This window comes from Pseudomonas sp. S1(2024) (assembly GCF_046557535.1).
In genome coordinates, this window is record NZ_JBKGFP010000081.1 from 37,264 (window position 1) to 59,322 (window position 22,059).

Below are 22,059 nucleotides of genomic sequence, written 5' to 3' on the forward strand. Positions count from 1 at the left end.
CGCTTACTGGATACCAGCTCCCAATGCAGGGAACACATCACTGAACAACAGGCCAATCAACTGTTGTCCGATTGGTGTTGACCAATCTTTGCCGATTTCTGCCATCAACGTATTGGTAGCGGTGAGTACAACCCCAGCATCATGCATTCTCTGCCTGGCGAATTCCTCAGATAGCAGGCTTGGCGATCCTGACGCATCCATCACCGCTTGCACTGCAAAGCCTTCTTGCGCAGCATCGATCGCTGGGAAGATGAGACAGACATCAGTGGTTACGCCTGCCATGATCAGGTTCTTGCGCCCAGTGGCCAATACCGCCTTGTGAAAGTCGGAATATTCCCAGGCATTGACCACGCCTGGACGTTTGACCCTCGCCGCGTACGCATCTGGTAGCACCTGAGCGATTTCCGGCAGTATCGGGCCCTGAGCCTGATCTTCCTGACTGGAAGTGATGACGACCGGCATATTGAGAATTTTCGCCATTTTTGCCAATGCGATCGATTGTTTGGCGGCAAGATCACTGTCTATGTTCTTGATCAGTTGCATCGTACCGACCTGATGATCGATGAGCAGCAATGCGGCGTTATCTGCGGTAAATCGTACGACAGCCATAGATCAGATCCTCGTTGGGTGGGGTCAAACAAAGGGTAGCGGAGGGCCACTGAAAAGCACGGCCTGGGCCCTACCGTGCGGCGCCTTGAATATGACCGGCAGGGGCTTATCTTGTGCCTTGAAAACCGGGACCTTGAGGTCCTCACGGTCGAAGAGCTGTCCATCGATTTCCACCGTACCGGTTATCGGCAACACGAACATGCAATGCCCCTCAGTCACGGGCACGCATAACTCAGCGCCTGCGTCGAGGTTGATGTCGAGCATCGTTACTTCGGTAGGAGGATCCAGTGGAGAGCGCACGCCATCGTATTGCCCTAACGGTACCCTGATAATCGCCCCCGGCTTGTTCACCACTGGAACAGCCTGTGATTCGAGTATCAACGGGAAAGGGGCAATGCCTTGCTTCGACTGCGCAAGGGCTACGAAAATTTGTAAACCATGGACCGTTTTTCCGGATTGTGCCGGTACTTCCTCATGGGTCACACCGCGCCCGGCTGTAGTCCAATGCAGCCCGCCGGGGCTGATAATGTTTTGTGTACCGATGGAATCCCTGTTTGCCATCCCCGTTTCGGAATCGCCAAGCAGGTATGAGAGTGCAGAAATACCGGCGTGATGGTGCGGAGCAAAAGTGGGTGCGGTCATCCAGTAATGATCAACCCCGATGAAAGGTGAGATCAGATGCTGATCTGTTCGCAGCCCGTACCCATGGAAGTGAGCACCAACCTTGGCGCGCTGAACTGGGACAATGACTTTAGACATGTGAGCAACCTCTGGATCGGGTCTCAGGCATGAGCTTCAGCATAGGGTGCGAAAAAGCGCTGCAACGCGCCAAGCAGTGCCTCCGGTTGCTCCTCTGCTGGGTAATGACCACACTCCGGAATGACGACGGATTCGACATTGGACGCCACTGTACGGAGCTCTGCCTCAACACTGTCGCCGCAGGCAAGTGCGCCGGAAAACGCAAGCACCGGCAGAGTCAATCGCGTTGCCATGCGCTTGCGGTTTTGCGGGATCGACTGATCAATGGCACGGTAATAATCAAAGCTTGCTCGCAGCGCTTCTGGATCACGCTTGAGCAGTGCGATGTAATGGTCAACGGCGTAACGGGGCACGGCGTCGGGCGAACCGGCCTTGGTAGCGAACTGATGCCCGAAATAGATCTCCTCACGCCCTCTGACCAGCAACTCGTTGACGCTGTGAGCCCGATTGAAATTGAAGTGCCAAAGGAAGTCGCTTAGCCATCGTTGGTCGGGCAGTAGCGGTGGTGAAGGTGAAATCCCTGGGATTAGTGCCTCACCCAAAGCAATGCGCTCTATACGCCCAGGTTGGTCGTGGGCCATGGCATAGCCTGTCCACATGCCGATATCGTGGCCTGCCATGGCGAAAGAGGCGTAACCCAAGGCATCCATGAGCCCAAACATGTCTTGGGCAAGGGTTATGGAGTCATATCCCATCGACGGTTTTTCTGAAAGCCCGACACCACGAGGATCGACGGCGATCACGGTGTAGTGGTGAGCCAAGGGCAGCATGAGATACCGCCAGGCAAACCAGCTCTGTGGCCAACCTCCCAGCAACAGCAATGGCTTGCCTTTGCCGCCTATGACGACGTGTAAGTCCACACCGTTGGCAGGCACCTGATAGCTTTCAAATACCTTGGTAAAACCCTCAGACAAGCCTGGGGCATCGTGTACGGATCCAAGTCCCGACAGTTTCTTGAGGTGTTCCGTTTGCAACATCCGAATTCATCCGAGTCATTTAATCGAATGACGTTAGAAGTGAACCGCAGGGATGACTAGGGGCGAAAACACCAAAGGCTGTTGCGACTATGCACCAGTCGCTGTCGACGGCCTAGCGTGACTCATCACTCGCTGAACACCGTCGAGATCAATCGCCGCAACCACACACTGCGTGGTGACTCGTGATAGCGGGCATGCCAATACTGCTTGAGGTCGTACCGGGGAATCGCCAGTGGCGGCTCTACCGTACGTACATTTGGGTGATGAATGTACATGTTGGCTACGGTGCGTGGTAGCACGACGATCAGGTCCGATTGCTCGATGATCGAGGGAACACTCATGTAATGAGATGTCTGCAGCACAATATTGCGATGAACGCCGCTCTTACCCAAGTGGGCTTCGTACATCTCCTGGCGACGACTGCCGTCTCGAACCTGCAGATGTTCCAACTTGCTGAAGGTATCAAGCGTCAGGTGTTCGCCCACCAAGGGATGGTCGAGTCGTACCAGGCAGACCAAGTCGTGTGAAAACAGCCGCTGCTGGTAAATGTTCGGCGTAATCAAATCGGGAAAATAGCCCAACAATGCGTCCACCCGCCCTTCATGAAGACTTTCCACAAGCTCATCGGGGGCGAGGCTGATGGTGCGGATTCGGGCATTGGGTGCAAGCTTTCGCAGGCTCTGGAACAAGGCCGGCAGAAACACTACCTCCCCTACCTCACTCAGGCAGAAAACGAACTCCTGTTCGCTGGTAGCCGGGTCGAAGCTGGGGCCGCTGAGGATGTCACGATCAATGATCTCGATGACTTCACGTGTGTGTTCAATGATGCCTTGAGCACGGGGGGTGGCCTCCATCGCATTGCCGGAGCGAATGAACAGTGGGTCACCCAAGGAATGACGCAATCGGGCCAGCGCAGCGCTTGCCGCCGGCTGACTCATGCCAAGACGCTTGGCGGCTGTTGTTACGTTGCCAGTTTCGTATACGGCCAGTAAAACGCGCAGCAGGTTAAGATCGGTTCGCATGGGTATAACCAAAGCGGATAGCTTACATAAATAGAATTAGCTTCCTTTATTTAAAACGCTTAGCGACGATCCCGTCTACACAAAAAAATAAAAATACGGATCGTCCCTATGAAAGCTACGCCCATCCGAATTGGCGAAATCATCGATCGTGCCAAGATTTCGCCCTACCAGATCGCAATCCTGTGCTTGTGCTTCATCATTGTGCTGATCGATGGTTTTGACACCGCAGCCATTGGCTATATCGCGCCTTCTCTGCGCGAAGAATGGGGGTTGCAAGCCAGCCAGTTGTCACCCGTCTTCGGCGCCGGACTGTTCGGGCTCATGGTCGGCAGCTTGATGTTGGGCCCTGTAGCTGATGCCGTCGGACGTAAGCGTGTTTTGCTGATTTCCATTCTGGTATTCGGGCTGGCCACACTCGCCAGCGCATACACCCAAACCATCGAATCGTTGACAATTTTGCGTTTCGTCACAGGCGTCGGCTTAGGCGGAGCGATGCCCACCTGCATAGCCTTGAGTGCTGAATATTCACCAAAGCGACGCCGAATGATCCTCGTGACATTGAGTTGGAGTGGCTTCACTGCTGGGCTCGCTTTGGGCGGCGTGCTGGCTGCCGACCTGATACCTGCCTATGGCTGGCGTTCAGTGTTGATCCTTGGCGGTGTTTTACCCTTGCTGCTATTACCGCTGCTGGCGTGGCTGATGCCAGAATCTGTTCAGTTCATGGCCTCATCAGCCAAGCATGCAGAGCGCCTGCGCAAAGTGGTTGAGCGGATCACTCGCACTAGCTGGAGCGGGATCACGATCACCGGTGACCATGATCAGTACCAGGCAAAATCGCCGGTCAAACATCTTTTCATCGAGGGCCGCCTCATTCGCACGCTGCTGCTGTGGTTCTCGTTTTTCTGCTCACTGTTTGTCTTCTACCTCCTGAGCAGTTGGCTGCCAACGCTGCTCAAAGATGCTGGTTACGATATTGCTCATGCATCCCGCATCGGTGCCATGGTGCCCCTGGGCGGAACAGCTGGCGCCCTCCTCATGGCCTTGCTGATGGACCGTACAGGGCCTTACCCAGTGCTAGCAGTTGCGTATTCGGTGACAGCAGTGGTCGTTGCGATTACTGGCTACATGATGGGGGATGCTTATCAGTTGGCCGCCATGGTGTTTGTCATTGGCTTTGGTATCGCCGGTGCACAGAATGGCCTGAATCTCGTGGCAGCAACGTTGTACCCCACCAGCGCCCGCGTCACTGGCGTCAGTTGGGCAATGGCGGTAGGCCGTTCCGGTTCGATTGTGGGCTCCATGATGGGCGCGTGGGTCATCGCCACAGCTGGCAACGCCCAGGCATTCTTCCAATGCCTGGCTGTTCCAGTGGCGGCGGCTGCAATCACGCTCTGCACCCTGTATTGGTTAGATACGCGCAAACGCGATCCAGGCGCTTCCACAGTGACGGCTCATACCGACGCTCTGTGAGCCACCAGGGCCATGACTGCTCCACTGATGGAACAGTCATTTCAACCCAGACGCCTTTATCCCCTTTCTTACGTGATTGATCATTAGTGCATCAGTCCGCGTAGCCGTTACAGGCGCCACGACTCCTCTCACTCCAGCGATGGGCTATTCCCCCTAACGGGGCGTCCGATTGCAGGAAAAGGTGACGCATGAAAGATCTGAACGACTTGTATTACTTCGTGCTGGTGGTCAAGCACGGCGGCTTTTCTGCGGCGTCTCGAGCAACCGGGATCGAAAAAACGCTTCTCAGCCGGCATGTGGCCCACCTGGAATTACGAATGGGCGCACGCCTGCTGCACCGGACGACCCGTCAGGTCTCGCTGACCGAGGCAGGTCACCATTTTTATGCCCTCAGCCAACCTGTCGTTGAGGGAGCACACACTGCCTATGAAAGTGTCGAGCACCTGCGGCGTGAACCCGTCGGGCTGGTGAGGCTGAGCTGCCCGCAAGTGATGGCGCAGACCTACCTGGCCCCCCTGCTGCCAGGTTATATGGAAAAGTATCCCAAGGTTCGTCTGGAGATGAGCGCGGTGGACCGTGAGGTCGACTTGTTCGAAGAGCGCTTCGATCTGGCGCTACGATCACGTGCAAAAATTGAGGAAACCGCAGGCCTGGTTGCGAAAAGCCTGGGTACCTCCAGGAAAATTCTGGTCGCAAGCCCTCGCTACCTTGATCGTGTGGGGCGGCCCGCAACTGCACACGCCCTGTCCGGCTTGGAGACGCTCTCCCGCCCAGGTGACATACACGATGGCGTTGGACGATGGCTGTTGCAAAGTGACGAGGGTGAAGATGTTCTGATAAGCCATCAACCACGGTTGATCACTGACGACCTGCGCATGCAGCTGGAAGCTGCGATCAATGGCATCGGAGTAGCTCTGCTGCCCGAACCCATTGCTGCGGCATCCGTCAAATCAAAGGATCTGGAGGTCATTCCGTCCTGGACCGGTGCAACCCACATCATCCATTTGCTCTATCCCAAGCCCAAAGGGATGCTGCCCTCTGTCCGTAGCCTGATCGACTACCTGAGCCTGCATCTGCCCCACATCTTTACAGCCGATGACTCTCCTTCGAGCCCGCACAGCGACCAGGCCAAGTCCTCGTAAGCTGTAGGGCAGCGTCAATCTGAACTGGAAAAACTGTCACTGCCAAACCGATTGCTGGCTGCGCAAGACGCTGCCGACCATTTCCCTGAACCATCGGCTCTGTGGGTCGCGGTGAAACCGATCATGCCAATACAGATCGATCTCGAATGAGGGCACCTGCAAGGGCAGAGGCCATATCACGAGCGGATAAAACTGCGCCAAGGTTTTACCCAGTGCATTGGGGAGCGTCCAGATCATGTCAGAGTCCAGCAGCAGATGAGGGCCTGACAGGTATTGCGGAATTCTCATTTTGATGCAGTCCCGCCCTCCGGCATCGATCATCGCGCGCTCCAGCGCCAGATGGCCACTCCCCCCAGACTCGACCAGCAAATGTTCACTTCTAGCAAAAGCTTCCGGCGTTAAGCCCCCATGCGCCAGAGGATGATCCTTGCGCATGGCGCAAACATAATGCTGAGAAAAGACGGCCGTTCGGTGAATATCAGTTTGAAGCGTTGGCATGAACCCCAGCGCCAGATCAATCCTGCCAGTGGATAGGCCATTCAGGGTTTCATCCATCCCCGCCGCCACAGTGTGGATACGCGCTTTCGGCGCCACACGCCTGAGTTCACTGACAATGGCAGGCAAGCAGACCACTTCGCCTACATCACGCATGCGTACCGTGAACGCTTTTTCGCAGCTTTGCGGGTCAAACATGGGCATCTGGCAGGCAGCTTCTCTCACCATGGCCAGCGAGGTCAGTAATCTCGGTGCTATGTGAATGCAGAACGGCGTCGGCTCCATACGCCGACCTACCAGCGTAAAGAGCCTGTCGCCATACTCGCTGCGCATGCGTTTGAGCGAACCGCTCACCGCTGCCTGGGTGACCCCTAGATTCTGGGCCGCTATTGAAGCCGAATGGTCCCGCCATAACGCTTCGAAGGTATAGAGGAGGTTTAAATCTTTCATCACAAAACCTTCTGCTGCGCAGAAACCAAAACACCGCACTCGTCGGCAAAGTATTCGTGGACTTTGGCCGACAAGCGCGGTGCAACCACTGGGTGCTTACGCAGTCGCCTGCAACAGCACGGCATCGACTGAGGCTGTGCTGAACAGTGATGAAATATCGATGTGGATTCGATAGTCGTGGATCAAACGTGACGCATTGAACTGTACGACGACGCAACACGGCACGGAGAGGACGACACCATCGTGCTTGGTGTAGTGCGTATCAAAACGTAAGACAGTGGTATCTCCTTCACTCCAAACACCTTGGGGCTCGTGTTTGAGACCGGCAATACCACTGAAAAACAGCTCGATTGCCTCCCGCACAGCCTGCTTGCCGCGAAGCTCTGGGGCATTTCCGAAACGAAATACAACGTCATCCGTCAGATAGCTCAAAAAACCATCCACGGACATCCGGTCTACATCTTCAAACATACCTGCCAGTTCATGTTTCATCGCAAGGCAATCCTCATTTCTTGTTTTTGTTTTTGGGCGTGTGTCAGGTTATCGCTCTTCAGGCGGCCTTTTTGACCTTGTTACGAATGGTATCCAAGGTACTCTTTACAGCGCCCAGGTAAGACTTCTGCATCCCTTCTGCAAATGCAGTCTCTTCCTCGCTGCCAGGCTTGGCACCAGGCAAGGAAAAATCGAACGTGAACCGCAGGTACAGTTCGCCGTTTTCTTCTTCGATGACGTTCTTGATGATGCCGCGCGCGTTGCCAGACAGGCGCACGAACTCGACTTGCTGCTCTTCGGTGAAAATGACCAACTCTTGCAGACGTTCGCCGTGTAGCAACACCTCACGAATGAAGCGATCGCCCTTGTCTTCGACGATGTTGCATTCCGTGATGGCCGCTACAAAAGGAACGGCATTTCGCGCTTTACTAACCAGGCCTTCCCAGACTTGGCTGCGGTTCAGGCGCACGCCGCCCGCGTCCGGTTCAGCGTTTACTTGGATACGACGACCTACATTAATCATGAAAGACTCCGTTTACTTCTGAATTAGACCTGCTGCCGTTGGTGAATTATCAAGGCAGCCTTGGGCGACCGTTACCGGTCGGTGATACTCAAAATACAACGACCGCGAGCAGATCCATCACGTGATGAGGTAACCGCCGTCGACGGCCAGCGATGCACCGGTTACGAAACTCGCGTCATCCGACAGCAACCACAATGCCGCTTTGGCAATCTCTTCTGGCTGGCCGAGACGGCCGATGGGGTGGCGCTCCCGCAATGCCGAAAACTGCTTCGCGAAGTTCGGGTCTTGCGAGGCACGTACAATCATCGGCGTTTCGATGACACCCGGCATGATCGCGTTAACGCGGATGCCTTGCGTGCCATAATCAACCGCAGCCGCCTTGGTCAAACCAATCACGCCGTGCTTGGCTGCTACATAATCAGCAGCGGCCGCAATTGCAACGGCGCCTAATGCAGATGCGGTGTTCACGATTGAACCACCCCCACTGTTGAGCATGGCGCGAACCTGATACTTCATGCAGTAGAAAACACCCGTCAGGTCAATGCGAACAATGCGTTCCCATGCGGCAGAGGAGATCTCATGAAGCGGCAGGTTACTTTGCTCGACGCCGGCATTGTTGAACGCACCGTGAAGCTTGCCGAACCGAGTAACGACCTCCTCAACCGCAGCGGCAACAGCTTCTTCGTTCGTGATATCGCACACGATTGAGTAGGCCTTGCCGCCCGCCGACGTAATGGCGCTGTAGACCTCTTCAAGACCCGAAACATCGCGGTCTACCAATACAACCCGTGCGCCGGCCTCGGCAAAGGCCAGTGCGGAGGCACGGCCAATGCCGCCTGATGCCCCGGTCAGCATGATGTTTCGGTCTTTTAGATCAGCCATGATGGAACACATCCTCGTTGTTTTTTTTCACTCTATTTTGAGTGACCAAGACGGACAATCCCGTAAAAACACCAAAGACTGTTGCGCGTATCCACCAATCAGCGCCGCGTCAGATCCAAAGCAACATCGACAATCATGTCTTCCTGGCCTCCAACCATTTTCCGGCGGCCCAACTCGACCAAAATGTCCACAGTACTGAGGCCGTACCGTTTGGCCGCTGCTTCTGCATGGCGAAGGAAGCTCGAGTAAACGCCCGCATAGCCAAGCGCCAGCGTCTCGCGGTCAACCCGCACCGGTCGATCCTGAAGGGGCCGGACGATGTCATCGGCAGCGTCCATCAGGGTGTAAAGGTCGGTGCCATGATTCCAACCCAACCGCTCGGCGGCGGCGATGAAAACCTCCAACGGCGCGTTGCCGGCGCCAGCGCCCATTCCCGACAAACTTGCATCAACGCGATCACATCCCTCCTCCACCGCCACAATGGAGTTGGCCACACCCAAGCTGAGATTGTGGTGGGCATGGATACCAGTTTGCGTGTGCGGATCAAGCACGTCCTTCAGCGCTTTGAAGCGATCGCGCACATCAGTCATGTTCAGGGCGCCGCCCGAGTCGACTACATAAATGCAGTTGGCTCCATAGCTCTCCATCAATTTGCCTTGTTGCGCCAACCCTTGCGGCGTCTGCATGTGGCTCATCATCAGGAAACCCACAACATCCATGCCCAGCTTTCTGGCGTATTCGATGTGTTGACGAGAAACATCGGCCTCGGTGCAATGGGTCGCAATGCGCGCACCTCGGGCACCCGCTGAATAGGCATCCTTGAGGTCATGAATTGTCCCGATCCCGGGCAGCAGCAGTGTGGTGATCATCGCGTGGCGGGTCACGCTCGCCACCGTCTCGATGAGTTCCAGGTCACTGTGGGCAGCGAACCCATAGTTGAAGCTGGAGCCCTGCAAACCGTCGCCATGGGCTACTTCGATGGAATCAACCCGAGCATCATCCAGGGCTTGGGCGATTTGCCGAGCGTGCTCAAGGCTGTACTGATGGCGAATGGCGTGGCTACCGTCGCGCAGAGTCACGTCCGAGATGTAGATCTTTTTCTGCGTTGTCATGGGTTAGCCCTCCGCGCTCATGCGAGTACTTGCAATGCGCTCGGCGCAGGCCATGGCGGCCGAGGTCATAATGTCGAGGTTGCCGGCGTAAGCTGGCAGGTAGTGGGCGGCGCCCTCTACCTCCAGAAACACCGAGGTTTTCAGGCCACTGAGTTTACCCAGCCCCGGTACATTGACCGGGGCGTCTTCGGGAATGACTTCGAACTGAACCTTTTGCTTGAGCCGATAGCCCGGTACATAGCTCTGCACGCTGGCTACCATGTCTTCGATCGAGCGTTCGATCTCATCCTGACTCCCAGGCTCGGACAACACGAACACGGTGTCGCGCATGATCAGGGGTGGTTCGGCAGGATTGAGCACAATGATGGCTTTACCGCGCTGTGCACCGCCAAGCTTTTCAATCGCCTGGGAGGTGGTTTCGGTGAATTCGTCGATATTGGCTCGGGTGCCGGGACCTGCAGATTTGCTGCTGATCGAGGCGATGATCTCTGCGTAGTGCACCTTGGCCACCCGCGATACCGCAGCCACCATTGGGATAGTGGCTTGCCCGCCGCAGGTCACCATATTGATGTTTGGCGCATCCAGTTCGGCGTCCAGGTTGATCGCGGGGATGGTATAAGGGCCGATTGCCGCCGGCGTAAGGTCGATCACTTTGATGCCATGTTGCTGCAACACAGCGTTGTGGTGTGCATGTGCTCCGGCGCTGGTTGCATCGAAGACAATGCGGATATCTTTGAAATTGGGCAGTGCCAGCAGGCCCTCGATCCCACCGGCCGTGGTTGCTACACCCAGGCGATCAGCACGGGCCAGGCCGTCGGAGGCCGGATCGATACCGACCATTGCGGCCATCTTCAAATGCTTGCCATTGCGCAGGATCTTGATCATCAGGTCGGTGCCGATATTGCCGGAACCGATAATTGCGACGCTGATTGGATTGCTCATTGTTGTTCTTTCCTCTCGTTGCACACAGCCTTGGGTCAGGCGTTACCGCGCCGGCGTTCGGCCAAGGTCTTGCCACCTGCGGCCCACTGCGTATCGGGGATTTCCTGCAACAACACGCGCACGCTGTCCACGGGCACTTCGAGACTGTGCGCGATGGCCTGGGTGACGCTCACCAGCAATGCGTGCTTTTTCTCTTCACTGCGCCCTTCGGCGAGGTGGATCATGGCGATAGGCATGGTCGAATCCGAATCAACGTTGGCTGGAAGAAGTGAAACGCATGGAAACGCTGCCCAGGTGCTGGTAACGGACGGTGATATTGTCCCCAGCAGCAACGGCGATCGCCTCGGTAATGCCTCCGGTCATGATGAAGCAGCCAGCCGGCAGCTCACGTCCCTTGGCGCCCAGCATGTTCGCCAGCATTGCCACGCTTTGCGCCGGGTGGCCGAGTACCGCAGCGCCAGCGCCGGTGGCGACGACTTCGCCGTTCTTCTCCAGGACGACACCCAGGCACTTCAGGTCGATGCCCTGGACGCCGCTCATCTGGCCGCCGGTGACGAAACGTGCCGAGGATGTGTTGTCAGCAATGACGCTCTTGAGATCGAAGCGGAAGTTTTCGTAGCGCGAGTCGATGACCTCGACCGCCGGCAGAATGAAGTCAGTGGCCGCCAGCACATCACCGACGTGCACACCTGGGCCTTTAAGCGGATGCTTGAGCACAAAAGCGATCTCCGCTTCCACTTTCGGGTGGATCAGTCCATCTACATCGATGGCCGCGCCATCAAGGCATGAACCGTAGTCGGTCAGGAAGCCGTGTATAGGGTCAGTCACGCCCATTTGTTTCATTTTGGCAAAAGAGGTCAGCCCCATCTTCAGGCCCGGAATGCGCACGCCGCGCGCCTCCTTGCGCTGACGGATCGCATCCTGAATCGCGTAGGCATCTTCCCAGTCCATGTCTGGGTGGGCGTCAGTGATCTTAGCTACCGCCTCACGCTTGAGTTCAGCGTTTTCCAAGTGCTCGGCGAGTTGGGCGATGGTGCTTGCAGAGAGATTCATAAAAGTTCCTTCAAACGAAACGGACAGAGGCGGAGCCGATGCCACCGAGAGATACACGCAATTGATCGCCTGGTTGAACCGGGACCATGGCGGCCAGTGAGCCGGAGAGAATCACCTCGCCCTTGTTGAGCCCGATACCCAGCTGCCCCAGTTTGTTGGCCAGCCACGCAACAGCATTCGCGGGGTGCCCCAGTGCAGCAGCGCCAGCCCCGGTCGCGACGACTTCACCATTTTTTTCCAGCGTCATGCCGACACAGGCCAGATCGACGTCACGCGGTGCGGCGCCCTGCCCGCCCAAGACGAACGCACCCGCAGAAGCGTTATCTGCAACGGTGTCCTGGATGCGGATCTTCCAGTCGCGAATGCGCGAGTCGACGATTTCAAAACAGGGCATCACATAGGCGGTGGCTCGAAGCACATCGGCTACGGTGACGCCTGGACCGCGCAGGTCTTCTTTGAGTACGAAGGCAATTTCGCCTTCCGCCTTAGGGGCGATCAGGCCGTCCAGAGAGACCGCAGCGCCGTCGACATAAAGCATGTCCGAGAGCAGGTGGCCGAAGTCCGGTTGATCGACACCGAGCATGTCCATGACAACTTGGCTGGTCACGCCGATCTTCTTGCCGATGACCTTCTGGCCACCTTCGAGACGATGCTGAAGCATTGCCAGTTGAACTTGGTAAGCCTGCTCCAGGGTCATGTCGGGGTAGCGCTCGGTCAACGGTGCGACTGCTTGGCGCTCAGTAAGGGCCCGATGCAACTGCAGGCCGAGCTGTTCGATTTCTTGCTTGTTCATGATGGCTCCTTACAGGCGCACGCAGACGTTGCGCAACTCGGTGTAGAACTCAAGCGAGTGAACGCCCCCTTCGCGGCCGATACCGGACTGCTTGGCCCCGCCGAAGGCGGTACGCAGATCGCGCAGGAACCACGAGTTGATCCAGCAGATACCCACATCGAGCGCGCTGCCCAGGCGGTGGGCTACCTGCAGGTCGCGGGTCCACACACTGGCAGCCAGGCCATAGGGGGTGTCATTTGCCAGGCGGACCACTTCTTCTTCGGTATCGAATGGGGCGATATGACACACCGGGCCGAAGATCTCTTCGCGGACCACGGCAGAGGTTTCTGCAAGGCCCGTCCAGATGGTCGGCTCAAACCAGGCGCCCTCGGCCAGGTGTTGCGGCACCTGAGCAATACCGCCGCCGTGGACCACCGTTGCGCCATCGGCAACGGCCTGGCGGCAGTAGGAAAGAATCTTCTCGCGATGGCCCAGCGAAATGACTGGCCCCATGTTGGTATCGGCCTGGTTGGGGTCGCCAACCTTGATACCTTCCGCGTGGGCCTTGAATGCCGCGACAAAGCGCTCGAACAACGGGCGCTGCACGTAGATACGCTCGGTACCCAGGCAGACTTGGCCACTGTTCTCGAACACGGCACGCCCCAACCCTTTGACAGCTTTTTCAAGGTCTGCATCGGCGAAGACGATGCCGGCGTTCTTGCCACCCAATTCCAACGATACCGGGCGGATACCATTGGCGGCTGCTTTCATGATGATCTCACCGGTGCCGGTTTCCCCGGTAAATGTCACACCGTCAACCTCAGGGTGAGCGGTCAGGAACGCACCGGCCGAATCACCGCCGAACCCATGCACGACGTTGTACACGCCAGGCGGCACACCTGCGTCATTCATCACTTCGGCTAGCAACGTGGCCGTTGCGGGTGTTTCTTCAGAAGGTTTCACCACCACGGTATTGCCACAGGCCAAAGCCGGGCCGACCTTCCAGGTCATGAGCAGCAACGGCAGGTTCCATGGGCAGACCACGGCGATCACGCCACGTGGAGCGCGCACGGCATAGTTGACTGCCTTGCCACCATCGGGTGTGTCCATGACGAAGCTTTCGGTGGGCACATTCTTGATGAGGTCAGCGAATACCTTGAAATTGGCCGCCCCGCGCGGGATGTCCAAGTGACCAGCAAGCGCTCGTGGCTTACCGGTATCGGCGACTTCAGCCGCGACGAACTCGTCATGACGACGCTCGATGCCTTCCGCGACTTTGTGCAACAGCGCGGTCCTCTGCGCCACTGTCATGCTGCCCCAAGGGCCTTTCAAGGCGTTGCGCGCAGCGCGTACGGCAGCATCGACTTGCTCCTGGCTTGCCTCGTGGACCAATCCGACAAGGCTGTTGTCGGCCGGGTTACGGTTTTCAAACGTGCGGGCGCTGGACACCCACTCACCATTGATGAAATGGCGGAATTCTTTCGCAGGCATACGGTGTTCCTTCTTGTTCTAGAGAGAGGGGATGCGGTATTCGGGGTCAGCTGCGGTGAGGTAGTCCCACATGCGCTCATAGATCCGGCCGGTGGTGACTGCCCGCTTGGCACATGCCTGTGCATCGAGCACTGGTCCCTCAGCGGCCAAGCCTGCACTGTGCAACTGCAACTCGATGCGCGCGGCATCTTCCAGGTACCAGGTCAACGTCAAAGCTTCGACCAGCGATACGCCAGCGACGATGGCGCCGTTACCGCGCATCACAAGCGCGTTCCCCTGTCCGAACTGGTCAGCCAGGGCGCTGGCTTCTGCGTCATTGCGTAGCAACTGAGGGTCATCCCACAAAGGAATCGGTGCGCTGAAATAGCTGCCCATCCCGTGCCGTGGTTGCGGCGTCAGTCGGGCGCAGGACAACGCCATGACTTGGGCTGGCATGCTTCGGATCACTGCGCGGACATCGGGGCGGCGGCTGTAGATCTGCTGGTGGATACGGACCTCACCCAACACACCTTCGGGCAACTCCCCATGAATCGGCACCACGACGCCTGGTTCGCCTGCTCTGATAAGCCCCATGGGGCGTGCCGCGCACACCAGAAAATGCTCGTCATCCAGGCGAAGGCTGCAGTGCCCATATGCATGCACCAGGCCAGCCCGCGCCAGCGCTCGCGCTGCCATGCGCACCTGCCGCTGCGCATCACCGCTGGGTATTGGAAACTGATTCACGATTTGAACTCTGGAATGTCAGGTTTTGCGCCCCATGCGCAGAAGGATTCGTTCGTCGCCGAGAACTGCCGTGGCTGGTGGCTGGCATCCTTCTCCGCAGGGATGAGGCTGACGCCGGTCGAGTATTCGTAAGTCATGCCGTCCGGCCCTTCGAAATACAGGAACATCGCGCCTGAGGTCGGATGGCGCCCTGGGCCGAAGAGGATGCGAATCCCCCGGTCAACCAGGAAGTAATAGGCACGCATCAGATCATCCACCGACTCCACCTGATGGTTGATGTGCTGTACCCCGGCGTGGGACGACGGGAATAGCGCAATCTTGTGATGAACTTCATCGATGCGCAGCAGTGGCGCCTCGCCGATGCGATCGCTTACCCGGGCGTTCGCGAGCTGTGTCCAGAACAACTCGTCGCGCCGCGGATTCATCGTGCGCAAGCCGATATGGCTAAAGCCGGTGATGCCGGCATCTCGGCTCGGGAAATAGTTGCGGCCACTGGCATGGGGGCGCAGCACCAGCTCGATGTTGTTACCGCTAGGGTCTTTGAAACGAATGAAGTCGTCGACATAGCGCACTTCAGCGTGCTCACGCGAGCCGTGCTGAACTTTGAATTCGTTTCGCTCAAGCAGGACGGCTGCGTCTTCCAGATCCTGCGCGGTCCTCACCTCGAATGCGGTGGTGGTCTCGTGAGGATCGCCCTCGTAATAGCAGAGCGTGTGATCGCGGCTGTCGGACCGGAAGTAGATGGCGCCATGCGCTTCACGGACCACCTGCAGGCCCAGAATCTGAGTGGCGTAGCGCTTCGCATCATCCAGGTTGGCCGTCCCCAGCCTGACGTAACGAATATCGTGCAAGTTGATCATGAGGGTTGTCCTCTTATTGATTGTTGTCTGACAAGGATCTTCAGGCGCGACAGCCAATAAAAGAAGCAAATATTCTTTATTCCCACTATCCGATTTCGTTATACAGGCCCCGGATCTGGCTTTCTCTTAGGCAAAAAAAGCCCCGAATCCTGGGACCCGGGGCGCGATGCGTAACATTAATCTTAATTGATCGCTTCTTGTCCTGGCAGCACGGCTTCGACTTTGTGGCCTTCATCTGCCATTACAGGGTTCTTGGGCATAGCGATGACAAAGATGGCTGATATAACGTAGAAGCCTGCACAGACCATCAATCCAGCGGCCAGGCTGTAGAAGCTGGCAATGCCACTGAGGAGTATCGGCGCGAATGCCGCCAGTCCCCTACCCGCATTGAAACAGAATCCCGCTCCCAGTGTTCGCACGCGGATCGGGTACATTTCGCTGAAGTAAGAGCCGAACAACCCAGCGAACACCATGAAGAAAGCATAGCCCGCACCAATCCAGATGAGCCATTGCGCCTCCGGCGTGTAAACGTACACAACGGCCATCAGCGATGTGAGCAGCAGCGATATGACAATGGTCAGCCGCTTGCCAATACGGTCCGCAACGAAGCCGAACACGTTCAACCCGACAAAATTACCCAAATGCAGTATCGCCATGAAGCTGGTCATGGCCGCCAAGCCCAGCCCCTTGTCTTGCATGAGGTATGTGGGCAGCCATGTACTCACACCCCACGAACCCAGCAAGGCGAAGCTCGCTGCACATGAGCCGAACAGCGTGTAGCGAAGCAGCCCCGGTGCGAAAATCTCCCGCACGGAGATACGGGTTGCGACTTCAGCGGTTGAGCGCCTTTGTGCCTGCCACGCAGGTGACTCGGGTATGAGGAAGTACACATACAGGATGGGCAAGAGCACCGAGACGCCTGATAGCAGAAACATAGAACGCCATTCAGGCAACATGAACTTCGCTGCCAAAGCGGCGACGATGGCCCCTATTGGAAATGCGCTGATCACGAACGAGATCGCGCGCGCCCGTTGTTTAGGTGGCCAGGTCTCGACGATGTAAGCTGAGAGAATGGTCCAAACCCCACCGAGCCCCAAGCCGGATACGAATCTCAGTGCCATCAGCACGTAAAGCTCGTGAGCCTGTGCAAAGAAGCAGGTCAGCACGCCAAAAATAGCCAACGATGCGAGTAACGCGTTGCGGCGGCCAAAATTGTCGGAGTACCAGCCGGTCACCACCCCGCTCACGCCAATGCCCAATAGCGTCGCACTGGCCATGGCGCCTGCCTCGTTGAGGCTGAATCCCAGATCCTGACGGATGACCGGGAGCGCCACGGTCAGCAGAATAATTTCCATTGCGTCGAACAGATAGGCAATGAAACCGCCGATCAATACATGCCACTTGGATATACCAGTCATGATTTCACCTGATTGTCGTTTTAGTACAGGGATATTCATTGAATGACTGTCGCTTTGCTTTGCGCGATCCTTGCAGCAAACGACATTCAGAATCGGTAAACGGCTTGCATCCAGATACGATCACCCGAAGCCCGATTCTCCACCTGCGTTTCATGTTGCCACTTCATGACGAAACCGAATTCGGGGGTTTGGTACTTCAACGCAGGACCGATAGCGGCCACTTGACCCCGATTGCCATCCAGGTAGGTATGCCCGTCTTTTTCGTCATCGCTGACCTGTTTGTAGAGATAGCCGTTTAGCCCAAGCTGCCATTCGCGGGTAATGTTGTAGCCAATGTTGTAGTCGGCATTGAACTCATGACCGGAGCGATAATCAGTATCCTTGTTCTCTCCGTTGATCATGTAAATCAGCTTTGCGCTGACTTCGAGATTCTCCAGCGGATAGGCCGTAAAGGAATACCAGGGGCCATAGGCCCAGGTGTTCCTGCCAGGGTTGAACAAGCGGTCTTTGTCGTAGGAACCCACCGGCACAAACACATCCAGCCCGAACAGCTGATGGTAACGAGGGGAGCTCCAGCCCAGCACGAATGGCACGACGGTGAGGTCGCCGACGCCCTCCTGATGGTCACTGCGCTTGACGCGGCCTGCCGGTGTATCGACATTGAAACTGATATCGCCTTTGACCAGTGGCAAGGCGACGCGACTGGCAAGTTTGGCACCGAGAAATGAAACGTCCTGGTAGACATAATCGACACGAATCGAAAGTGCCTGGATATTCAGGTCGAAGTCATGAATGCCGGCTTTTCTATCGCCGTCGCCGTCGAGGGTTCGGCTCGCCCGATAATCGGAAAGATAGAAGAACTCGGTAAATCCGGGCGGTGGCATCTTGCCGGCGCCCACCGTGTTGACACCGAGAGGATAAGAACTACCTCCCCCTTCAGTGGCGTAAGTCATCGAGGTGAAAAGTAGCGTGACACACAGGCACGCTGCACGGCTGGCCGTGACGTTTGGTTTGCTCATCTCATGGTCCACTTTTATTGTTGTATTGCGGAGGAGATTTTCAATTTTTCAGGCCAAGTTTCCTCAGCCGCGGCTAAACGATCGGGTGCTAGGGCGCACGCCGATCATTCAGCAAGTTGCAAACATGTACAGTAAATCAACGAATCGGGTAGTTCGTTTTTGAGGCATTAGCGGATAGTCGTTACCAACTCGCCCAACCCCTCGATACACACCTTCAACACATCGCCGCGCTCAAGGAAGGTATGGCTTTCCATGCCCACCCCGGCGGGCGTGCCGGTGAGCAGTACGTCCCCTGGGAACAGGTCGATGGTCTGGCTGAGATAAGAGATCTGCTCAGCGACGCCGTACATGTGGTTGCGGGTGTTGGAGTCCTGCACCCAGGCGCCGTTGCGTGACAGTTTGATATCCAGGTTCTCAGGGTCTTTCACGAACTGTGCCGGCGTCAGGTAAGGCCCCAATGGGCATGACCCGGTGAAGCATTTGTGCCCGATCCAGTCGAAACGAAACGGCGAACTGGCATCTACCTGCTCGCGGCGCAGGCGATCGCGTGCCGAGAGGTCATTGGCGCAGGTATACCCGGCCACATACTCAAGTGCTTCTTCAACGGAAACGCGCGAGGCGCGCTTGCCGATGACGACCGCCAGTTCAGCCTCCCAATCCAGCATCCGCACACCTGTCGGGAACTCCACCGACTGCTTGTGGGCCACCAGGCAGCCACGGCCGGGCTTGATGAAGTGCCATGGCGCGATGCCTTCGCTGCGCGGGTCCAGCGACAACTTCATGTTGAACGCCCGCGCCATGGCCTCCACGTGGTCGCGGTAGTTAGCGCCCGCCGCATAAATGGTACCCGGCCGAGCCAAGAACGGGGCAAACTCCAGAGTCTCCAGGTCCAGACGATAGGCCTCATGGAGCGCTGGAGCGCGGAAAACCGTTTCGGCCAGTGCATGCAACTGGGCATTGGTTGAAGTCCAGTCGTCAAGCAGCGCATCCAGCGAAGCCGTCGGGATCTCAACCCCGGCATAGGCAGCCAGGCGAGCCAGATCATAAGCGTACTCACCCACCAGCAGGCCGGTTGCATGGGCTTGGACGTCATTGTGAAATGCAAAAAGCTGATACTTCATTGGACCACCATCACAAAAGCGAATAGCGTTGATCGGAGAAACTGACGTGGACGGTCAAACCACCTTCCATCAGCAGCCATTTACGTATCTCCACCTCATAAAGTCCGTTGGCAATGAACGGATCTGATTGGACGATGCGCAGGGCTTCGGCTTCATCAGCGGCGCGCAGAATGCTCATACCTCCCAGCTCACCCGGTGACGCTTGCGCCGAGACGAAAGGGCCAGATGCAAACAGTTCGCCGCGTTGCTCGGCAACAATGGCCCACTTCAAGTGAGCTTCCAGCAACTCCGCCAACCGGGTGAGATCGCGCGGCTTGCGGAGCACCACGAACAGCGGCTTTTTCAGCATGCCAGCCAGAAGTTCCTGAGCCGATGAGTTACTCATCGCGTGCCGCCTCGAAGTTTTGGATGAACGCTTCAGGTGGAGGGTTGGTTGCCCATACCGCAATCACATCCTGAGGGTCGCCATCGAAAGCATCCCATTCGCTGTCGTCTTCCGGGATCACGTCGATGTCCCAGAAGTACTCAACCATGCTGTTCCAAGGGTCGCGAATGTAGTGGAAGTAGTTGGAACCGGCCACATGACGCCCCAGGCCGAACGCGCTCTCGTAGCCAAGACTCATCAGGTGCTTGGCACCGAGCTGGATTTCGTCGAGATCGGTCACTTCGAAACTCAGGTGGTGCAGGCCACTATGGCTGCTCTTGGCCAGGCCCAGGACGTGGTGATCGCCGCCACAGCCGCAGCGCAGGAACGCAATCTTGTCTCCGGCACGGTCAGAGACTTTCATCCCCAGCACGCGGGTGTAGAACTCGATGGAACGGTTCACGTCGGGGGTGAACTTGATCAGGTGACCGAGGCGCAGCGGTGTCACCCGACGCAGTTTGGAGGTTGGAGTACAGCCGCGCTCACCGATACGACGATAGCGACCCGGGGTATTCAGCTCCGGGGTTTCCAGCGGTTGTGCAGGCATCGATTCGGCTTCGTTGACATGTACCCAGTCACCGGCTGGATCACGGAACCAGATCCCGTCCTGACCAATGTCAAACGGCGCCGGGTGAATCACTACCCCATGAAAACTCAAGTTCTCGCGAATAGCCTGCAGGCCCTCAGCATCGGTGCCAAATGAGATGTAGCTTAAATGCTTCTGGATGCCGGGCATCAGCCGTACCTGGTCCTGGGCGCGTCCTTTGCAACGCATCACGACGTGTTGTCCAGCGATACGCGCTTCGAGGCCGACTGACTCATAGAACGAACGGCCCACTTCCAGATCCGGAATGGTCATGCCTACGTGTTGAAGAGAGCGAATCATCGGTGAGGCTCCTCTTAGCGAATGGGAGAGAACGGTGCGGCGCTGAGCAGCTCGACCTGTTGCGCTTCTACCATGTGGGCGTTCTTGCCGAGGAAAGCGCGCCATTTAGGGTCGTTGGAAAGCGCTGCGCGTCGCTGGGCGCGGTCTTCAAAGCTGGCGTAGCCCCACAGCTGGATGACCCGGTTGATGTCCCCGGTCTCAGGCTTGAAGTAGCCGATCAGGTTGCCCAAGGCTTCGCTTTGGATCGGCAGACCTTCCTCTTGATACGCGCGCAGGAACTCGTGCATCGCGCCAGGCTTGAGTTGGTAGGTGCGTTGTTCAATCAGCATGATGTTTTCTCTTTTTTGGAATTGGCCAGGGAGTCGGCCTCGATCAGCTTGATCACTGCCGAAATATCTTCTTCACCGATGCCCTCTTCGATCGCCCGCACAAAATAGGGCTTCGCGGCGTTGAACAAGGGCGCAGCACAATCGAGCCCATCAGAAAGCTCGCTGGCCATATCGATGTACTTTTCCAGGGTTACGAACGGGCCGGGTGCTGGCACGAAATGACGCTCGGCCATCATGGGGGCCCGCGCGTTGAACATCGTCGAGCCGCCTGCGCTTTGGCGGATCACATCAACCACTTGCTGGGGATCGAAACCGGCCTTCACGCCAAGGTTCAGCGCCTCTGCAGCAGCCAGGGTATGGATAGCTACCAGGTAATTGGCGATCAGCTTCATCGCCACGGCGCTACCGAATTCGCCGATGTGGAACTGAATGTCGGCGATGGCACTGAGTACAGGTTTACAGTGCGCAACCAAGTCCGGATCACCACCGAGGAACAATGAGGCCTTGCGATGCAGCACCATGGAAGGGGTGCCACTGACTTCAGCCTCGAGTACACGTGCACCGCGTTGCTCGATACGCTGGGCGATACGTTGCTTGAACGTTTTGCAGTACGTGCCGATTTCAATCAGGGTGTGCTGCGGTCCGATGGACTCAAGTAAACCTTCAGGGCCCTCCATGATGCCGACATGGGCGACTTCACTTGGCAAGCACGTAAGGATGATATCTGCCTGCTGGGCCACGGCCGCCGGGCTGTCGAGGGCAATGCCCCCTTGGCTGATGAAAGCTTCGCGGTCCCGGCGCCGGTATCCGACCACACGAAACCCCGCAGCAAGCAGGTTGGTTGCGATAGGAAGGCCAAGCTGGCCGATTCCCACCATACCGATGGTTATCTCAGGCATTTGAAGCCTCTCTTCTATTGTTTTTGTTTTGTCCGGAGCGTGTCGCTCGGCTTAGCGCTAACCTAGGCGCAGCCGTGCCTCGGAGCAAACAGCCACGCTTATGAATAAATAGAATTGAGGCTTATAGGAGGGATTTGCAGCCGCCCGAAGAACACGCTGCGAGCTCGATCGGCAGTGTATTCACGGGCA

At 57.1% G+C, this 22,059-nt stretch carries 25 protein-coding genes; 2 read left to right on the forward strand and 23 right to left on the reverse strand.

The features are described from left to right. Window positions 1–3 precede the first annotated feature (3 nt). The 4 genes from ACLCGK_RS22220 to ACLCGK_RS22235 all read right to left on the reverse strand — a co-directional run bounded on the left by ACLCGK_RS22220 (window position 4) and on the right by ACLCGK_RS22235 (window position 3,367). On the reverse strand, window positions 4–609 hold the full coding sequence (locus tag ACLCGK_RS22220) for an isochorismatase family protein (RefSeq protein WP_371059055.1): 606 nt from the start codon (window positions 607–609) through the stop codon (window positions 4–6). Between the two features lie 24 nt (window positions 610–633). Beyond that, window positions 634–1,368: a pirin family protein gene (locus tag ACLCGK_RS22225; protein WP_410952933.1), complete on the reverse strand. Its 735-nt coding sequence runs from the start codon at window positions 1,366–1,368 to the stop codon at window positions 634–636. 23 nt (window positions 1,369–1,391) lie between these two features. Next, window positions 1,392–2,345 (reverse strand): alpha/beta fold hydrolase, encoded by a 954-nt coding sequence (locus ACLCGK_RS22230; RefSeq protein WP_410952934.1) that lies wholly within the window; start codon window positions 2,343–2,345, stop codon window positions 1,392–1,394. A gap of 125 nt (window positions 2,346–2,470) precedes the next feature. Continuing rightward, window positions 2,471–3,367, reverse strand: a complete 897-nt coding sequence (locus ACLCGK_RS22235) for a LysR family transcriptional regulator (RefSeq protein ID WP_410952935.1) — start codon at window positions 3,365–3,367, stop codon at window positions 2,471–2,473. A 108-nt stretch (window positions 3,368–3,475) separates the two neighbouring features. Here ACLCGK_RS22235 and ACLCGK_RS22240 point away from each other — a divergent pair, with 108 nt between their 5' ends. Both ACLCGK_RS22240 and ACLCGK_RS22245 read left to right on the forward strand, forming a co-directional pair. After that, window positions 3,476–4,837, forward strand: a complete 1,362-nt coding sequence (locus tag ACLCGK_RS22240; protein ID WP_410952936.1) for an MFS transporter — start codon at window positions 3,476–3,478, stop codon at window positions 4,835–4,837. A 188-nt stretch (window positions 4,838–5,025) separates the two neighbouring features. Next, on the forward strand, window positions 5,026–5,979 hold the full coding sequence (locus ACLCGK_RS22245) for a LysR family transcriptional regulator (RefSeq protein WP_410952937.1): 954 nt from the start codon (window positions 5,026–5,028) through the stop codon (window positions 5,977–5,979). A 36-nt stretch (window positions 5,980–6,015) separates the two neighbouring features. Here ACLCGK_RS22245 and ACLCGK_RS22250 read toward each other — a convergent pair whose 3' ends face one another. The 19 genes from ACLCGK_RS22250 to ACLCGK_RS22340 form a co-directional block, all read right to left on the reverse strand. Next, window positions 6,016–6,924, reverse strand: coding sequence for a LysR family transcriptional regulator (locus ACLCGK_RS22250; protein ID WP_410952938.1), 909 nt, complete (start codon window positions 6,922–6,924; stop codon window positions 6,016–6,018). Between the two features lie 96 nt (window positions 6,925–7,020). Further along, the gene (locus ACLCGK_RS22255; RefSeq protein ID WP_410952939.1) at window positions 7,021–7,416 is read right to left on the reverse strand and encodes a nuclear transport factor 2 family protein; all 396 of its coding nucleotides are present in this window, start codon (window positions 7,414–7,416) and stop codon (window positions 7,021–7,023) included. 58 nt (window positions 7,417–7,474) lie between these two features. Continuing rightward, a complete protein-coding gene (locus ACLCGK_RS22260; protein ID WP_410952940.1) occupies window positions 7,475–7,939 on the reverse strand; it encodes an SRPBCC family protein in 465 nt (154 codons plus the stop codon). A gap of 117 nt (window positions 7,940–8,056) precedes the next feature. Then, window positions 8,057–8,821, reverse strand: coding sequence for an SDR family NAD(P)-dependent oxidoreductase (locus tag ACLCGK_RS22265; RefSeq protein WP_410952941.1), 765 nt, complete (start codon window positions 8,819–8,821; stop codon window positions 8,057–8,059). A gap of 98 nt (window positions 8,822–8,919) precedes the next feature. Next, entirely contained in the window at window positions 8,920–9,933 is a 1,014-nt protein-coding gene (gene dmpG / locus ACLCGK_RS22270; protein WP_410952942.1) for a 4-hydroxy-2-oxovalerate aldolase, read from the reverse strand. Window positions 9,934–9,936: 3 nt separating this feature from the next. Continuing rightward, complete coding sequence (locus ACLCGK_RS22275) at window positions 9,937–10,875, reverse strand: acetaldehyde dehydrogenase (acetylating) (protein ID WP_410952943.1); 939 nt, start codon at window positions 10,873–10,875, stop codon at window positions 9,937–9,939. A gap of 35 nt (window positions 10,876–10,910) precedes the next feature. Then, complete coding sequence (locus ACLCGK_RS22280) at window positions 10,911–11,111, reverse strand: 2-hydroxymuconate tautomerase family protein (RefSeq protein WP_019470811.1); 201 nt, start codon at window positions 11,109–11,111, stop codon at window positions 10,911–10,913. 13 nt (window positions 11,112–11,124) lie between these two features. Continuing rightward, the gene (gene dmpH, locus ACLCGK_RS22285) at window positions 11,125–11,928 is read right to left on the reverse strand and encodes a 2-oxo-3-hexenedioate decarboxylase (protein ID WP_410952944.1); all 804 of its coding nucleotides are present in this window, start codon (window positions 11,926–11,928) and stop codon (window positions 11,125–11,127) included. Between the two features lie 10 nt (window positions 11,929–11,938). Further along, window positions 11,939–12,721 carry a 2-oxopent-4-enoate hydratase gene (gene dmpE / locus ACLCGK_RS22290; RefSeq protein ID WP_410952945.1) on the reverse strand — a complete coding sequence of 261 codons (783 nt, stop codon included), beginning with the start codon at window positions 12,719–12,721 and terminating at the stop codon, window positions 11,939–11,941. Between the two features lie 9 nt (window positions 12,722–12,730). Continuing rightward, a complete protein-coding gene (locus ACLCGK_RS22295) occupies window positions 12,731–14,191 on the reverse strand; it encodes a 2-hydroxymuconic semialdehyde dehydrogenase (RefSeq protein WP_410952946.1) in 1,461 nt (486 codons plus the stop codon). A gap of 18 nt (window positions 14,192–14,209) precedes the next feature. Next, window positions 14,210–14,866: a class II aldolase/adducin family protein gene (locus ACLCGK_RS22300; protein ID WP_410952990.1), complete on the reverse strand. Its 657-nt coding sequence runs from the start codon at window positions 14,864–14,866 to the stop codon at window positions 14,210–14,212. Between the two features lie 44 nt (window positions 14,867–14,910). After that, entirely contained in the window at window positions 14,911–15,774 is an 864-nt protein-coding gene (locus ACLCGK_RS22305) for a VOC family protein (RefSeq protein ID WP_410952947.1), read from the reverse strand. A 182-nt stretch (window positions 15,775–15,956) separates the two neighbouring features. Further along, complete coding sequence (locus ACLCGK_RS22310) at window positions 15,957–17,192, reverse strand: MFS transporter (protein WP_410952948.1); 1,236 nt, start codon at window positions 17,190–17,192, stop codon at window positions 15,957–15,959. 86 nt (window positions 17,193–17,278) lie between these two features. After that, window positions 17,279–18,211 carry a transporter gene (locus tag ACLCGK_RS22315; protein ID WP_410952949.1) on the reverse strand — a complete coding sequence of 311 codons (933 nt, stop codon included), beginning with the start codon at window positions 18,209–18,211 and terminating at the stop codon, window positions 17,279–17,281. A gap of 167 nt (window positions 18,212–18,378) precedes the next feature. Continuing rightward, entirely contained in the window at window positions 18,379–19,332 is a 954-nt protein-coding gene (locus ACLCGK_RS22320) for a fumarylacetoacetate hydrolase family protein (protein WP_410952950.1), read from the reverse strand. Between the two features lie 10 nt (window positions 19,333–19,342). Then, entirely contained in the window at window positions 19,343–19,717 is a 375-nt protein-coding gene (locus tag ACLCGK_RS22325) for a YciI family protein (protein WP_410952951.1), read from the reverse strand. Next, a complete protein-coding gene (locus tag ACLCGK_RS22330) occupies window positions 19,710–20,642 on the reverse strand; it encodes a VOC family protein (RefSeq protein WP_410952952.1) in 933 nt (310 codons plus the stop codon). The genes ACLCGK_RS22325 and ACLCGK_RS22330 overlap by 8 nt, the downstream gene beginning before the upstream one ends. 14 nt (window positions 20,643–20,656) lie before the next feature. Further along, window positions 20,657–20,971: an NIPSNAP family protein gene (locus tag ACLCGK_RS22335; protein WP_410952953.1), complete on the reverse strand. Its 315-nt coding sequence runs from the start codon at window positions 20,969–20,971 to the stop codon at window positions 20,657–20,659. Next, the gene (locus tag ACLCGK_RS22340; RefSeq protein WP_410952954.1) at window positions 20,965–21,870 is read right to left on the reverse strand and encodes an NAD(P)-dependent oxidoreductase; all 906 of its coding nucleotides are present in this window, start codon (window positions 21,868–21,870) and stop codon (window positions 20,965–20,967) included. The genes ACLCGK_RS22335 and ACLCGK_RS22340 overlap by 7 nt, the downstream gene beginning before the upstream one ends. Window positions 21,871–22,059: the final 189 nt, after the last annotated feature.

Excerpts from the sequence above, each read along its gene's own strand:
- ACLCGK_RS22220 (WP_371059055.1), bottom strand. The coding sequence starts at position 609 with ATGGCTGTCGTACGATTTACCGCAGATAACGCCGCATTGCTGCTCATC.
- ACLCGK_RS22225 (WP_410952933.1), bottom strand. The coding sequence starts at position 1,368 with ATGTCTAAAGTCATTGTCCCAGTTCAGCGCGCCAAGGTTGGTGCTCAC.
- ACLCGK_RS22230 (WP_410952934.1), bottom strand. The coding sequence starts at position 2,345 with ATGTTGCAAACGGAACACCTCAAGAAACTGTCGGGACTTGGATCCGTA.
- ACLCGK_RS22235 (WP_410952935.1), bottom strand. The coding sequence starts at position 3,367 with ATGCGAACCGATCTTAACCTGCTGCGCGTTTTACTGGCCGTATACGAA.
- ACLCGK_RS22240 (WP_410952936.1), top strand. The coding sequence starts at position 3,476 with ATGAAAGCTACGCCCATCCGAATTGGCGAAATCATCGATCGTGCCAAG.
- ACLCGK_RS22245 (WP_410952937.1), top strand. The coding sequence starts at position 5,026 with ATGAAAGATCTGAACGACTTGTATTACTTCGTGCTGGTGGTCAAGCAC.
- ACLCGK_RS22250 (WP_410952938.1), bottom strand. The coding sequence starts at position 6,924 with ATGAAAGATTTAAACCTCCTCTATACCTTCGAAGCGTTATGGCGGGAC.
- ACLCGK_RS22255 (WP_410952939.1), bottom strand. The coding sequence starts at position 7,416 with ATGAAACATGAACTGGCAGGTATGTTTGAAGATGTAGACCGGATGTCC.
- ACLCGK_RS22260 (WP_410952940.1), bottom strand. The coding sequence starts at position 7,939 with ATGATTAATGTAGGTCGTCGTATCCAAGTAAACGCTGAACCGGACGCG.
- ACLCGK_RS22265 (WP_410952941.1), bottom strand. The coding sequence starts at position 8,821 with ATGGCTGATCTAAAAGACCGAAACATCATGCTGACCGGGGCATCAGGC.
- dmpG (WP_410952942.1), bottom strand. The coding sequence starts at position 9,933 with ATGACAACGCAGAAAAAGATCTACATCTCGGACGTGACTCTGCGCGAC.
- ACLCGK_RS22275 (WP_410952943.1), bottom strand. The coding sequence starts at position 10,875 with ATGAGCAATCCAATCAGCGTCGCAATTATCGGTTCCGGCAATATCGGC.
- ACLCGK_RS22280 (WP_019470811.1), bottom strand. The coding sequence starts at position 11,111 with ATGCCTATCGCCATGATCCACCTCGCCGAAGGGCGCAGTGAAGAGAAA.
- dmpH (WP_410952944.1), bottom strand. The coding sequence starts at position 11,928 with ATGAATCTCTCTGCAAGCACCATCGCCCAACTCGCCGAGCACTTGGAA.
- dmpE (WP_410952945.1), bottom strand. The coding sequence starts at position 12,721 with ATGAACAAGCAAGAAATCGAACAGCTCGGCCTGCAGTTGCATCGGGCC.
- ACLCGK_RS22295 (WP_410952946.1), bottom strand. The coding sequence starts at position 14,191 with ATGCCTGCGAAAGAATTCCGCCATTTCATCAATGGTGAGTGGGTGTCC.
- ACLCGK_RS22300 (WP_410952990.1), bottom strand. The coding sequence starts at position 14,866 with ATGGCAGCGCGAGCGCTGGCGCGGGCTGGCCTGGTGCATGCATATGGG.
- ACLCGK_RS22305 (WP_410952947.1), bottom strand. The coding sequence starts at position 15,774 with ATGATCAACTTGCACGATATTCGTTACGTCAGGCTGGGGACGGCCAAC.
- ACLCGK_RS22310 (WP_410952948.1), bottom strand. The coding sequence starts at position 17,192 with ATGACTGGTATATCCAAGTGGCATGTATTGATCGGCGGTTTCATTGCC.
- ACLCGK_RS22315 (WP_410952949.1), bottom strand. The coding sequence starts at position 18,211 with ATGAGCAAACCAAACGTCACGGCCAGCCGTGCAGCGTGCCTGTGTGTC.
- ACLCGK_RS22320 (WP_410952950.1), bottom strand. The coding sequence starts at position 19,332 with ATGAAGTATCAGCTTTTTGCATTTCACAATGACGTCCAAGCCCATGCA.
- ACLCGK_RS22325 (WP_410952951.1), bottom strand. The coding sequence starts at position 19,717 with ATGAGTAACTCATCGGCTCAGGAACTTCTGGCTGGCATGCTGAAAAAG.
- ACLCGK_RS22330 (WP_410952952.1), bottom strand. The coding sequence starts at position 20,642 with ATGATTCGCTCTCTTCAACACGTAGGCATGACCATTCCGGATCTGGAA.
- ACLCGK_RS22335 (WP_410952953.1), bottom strand. The coding sequence starts at position 20,971 with ATGCTGATTGAACAACGCACCTACCAACTCAAGCCTGGCGCGATGCAC.
- ACLCGK_RS22340 (WP_410952954.1), bottom strand. The coding sequence starts at position 21,870 with ATGCCTGAGATAACCATCGGTATGGTGGGAATCGGCCAGCTTGGCCTT.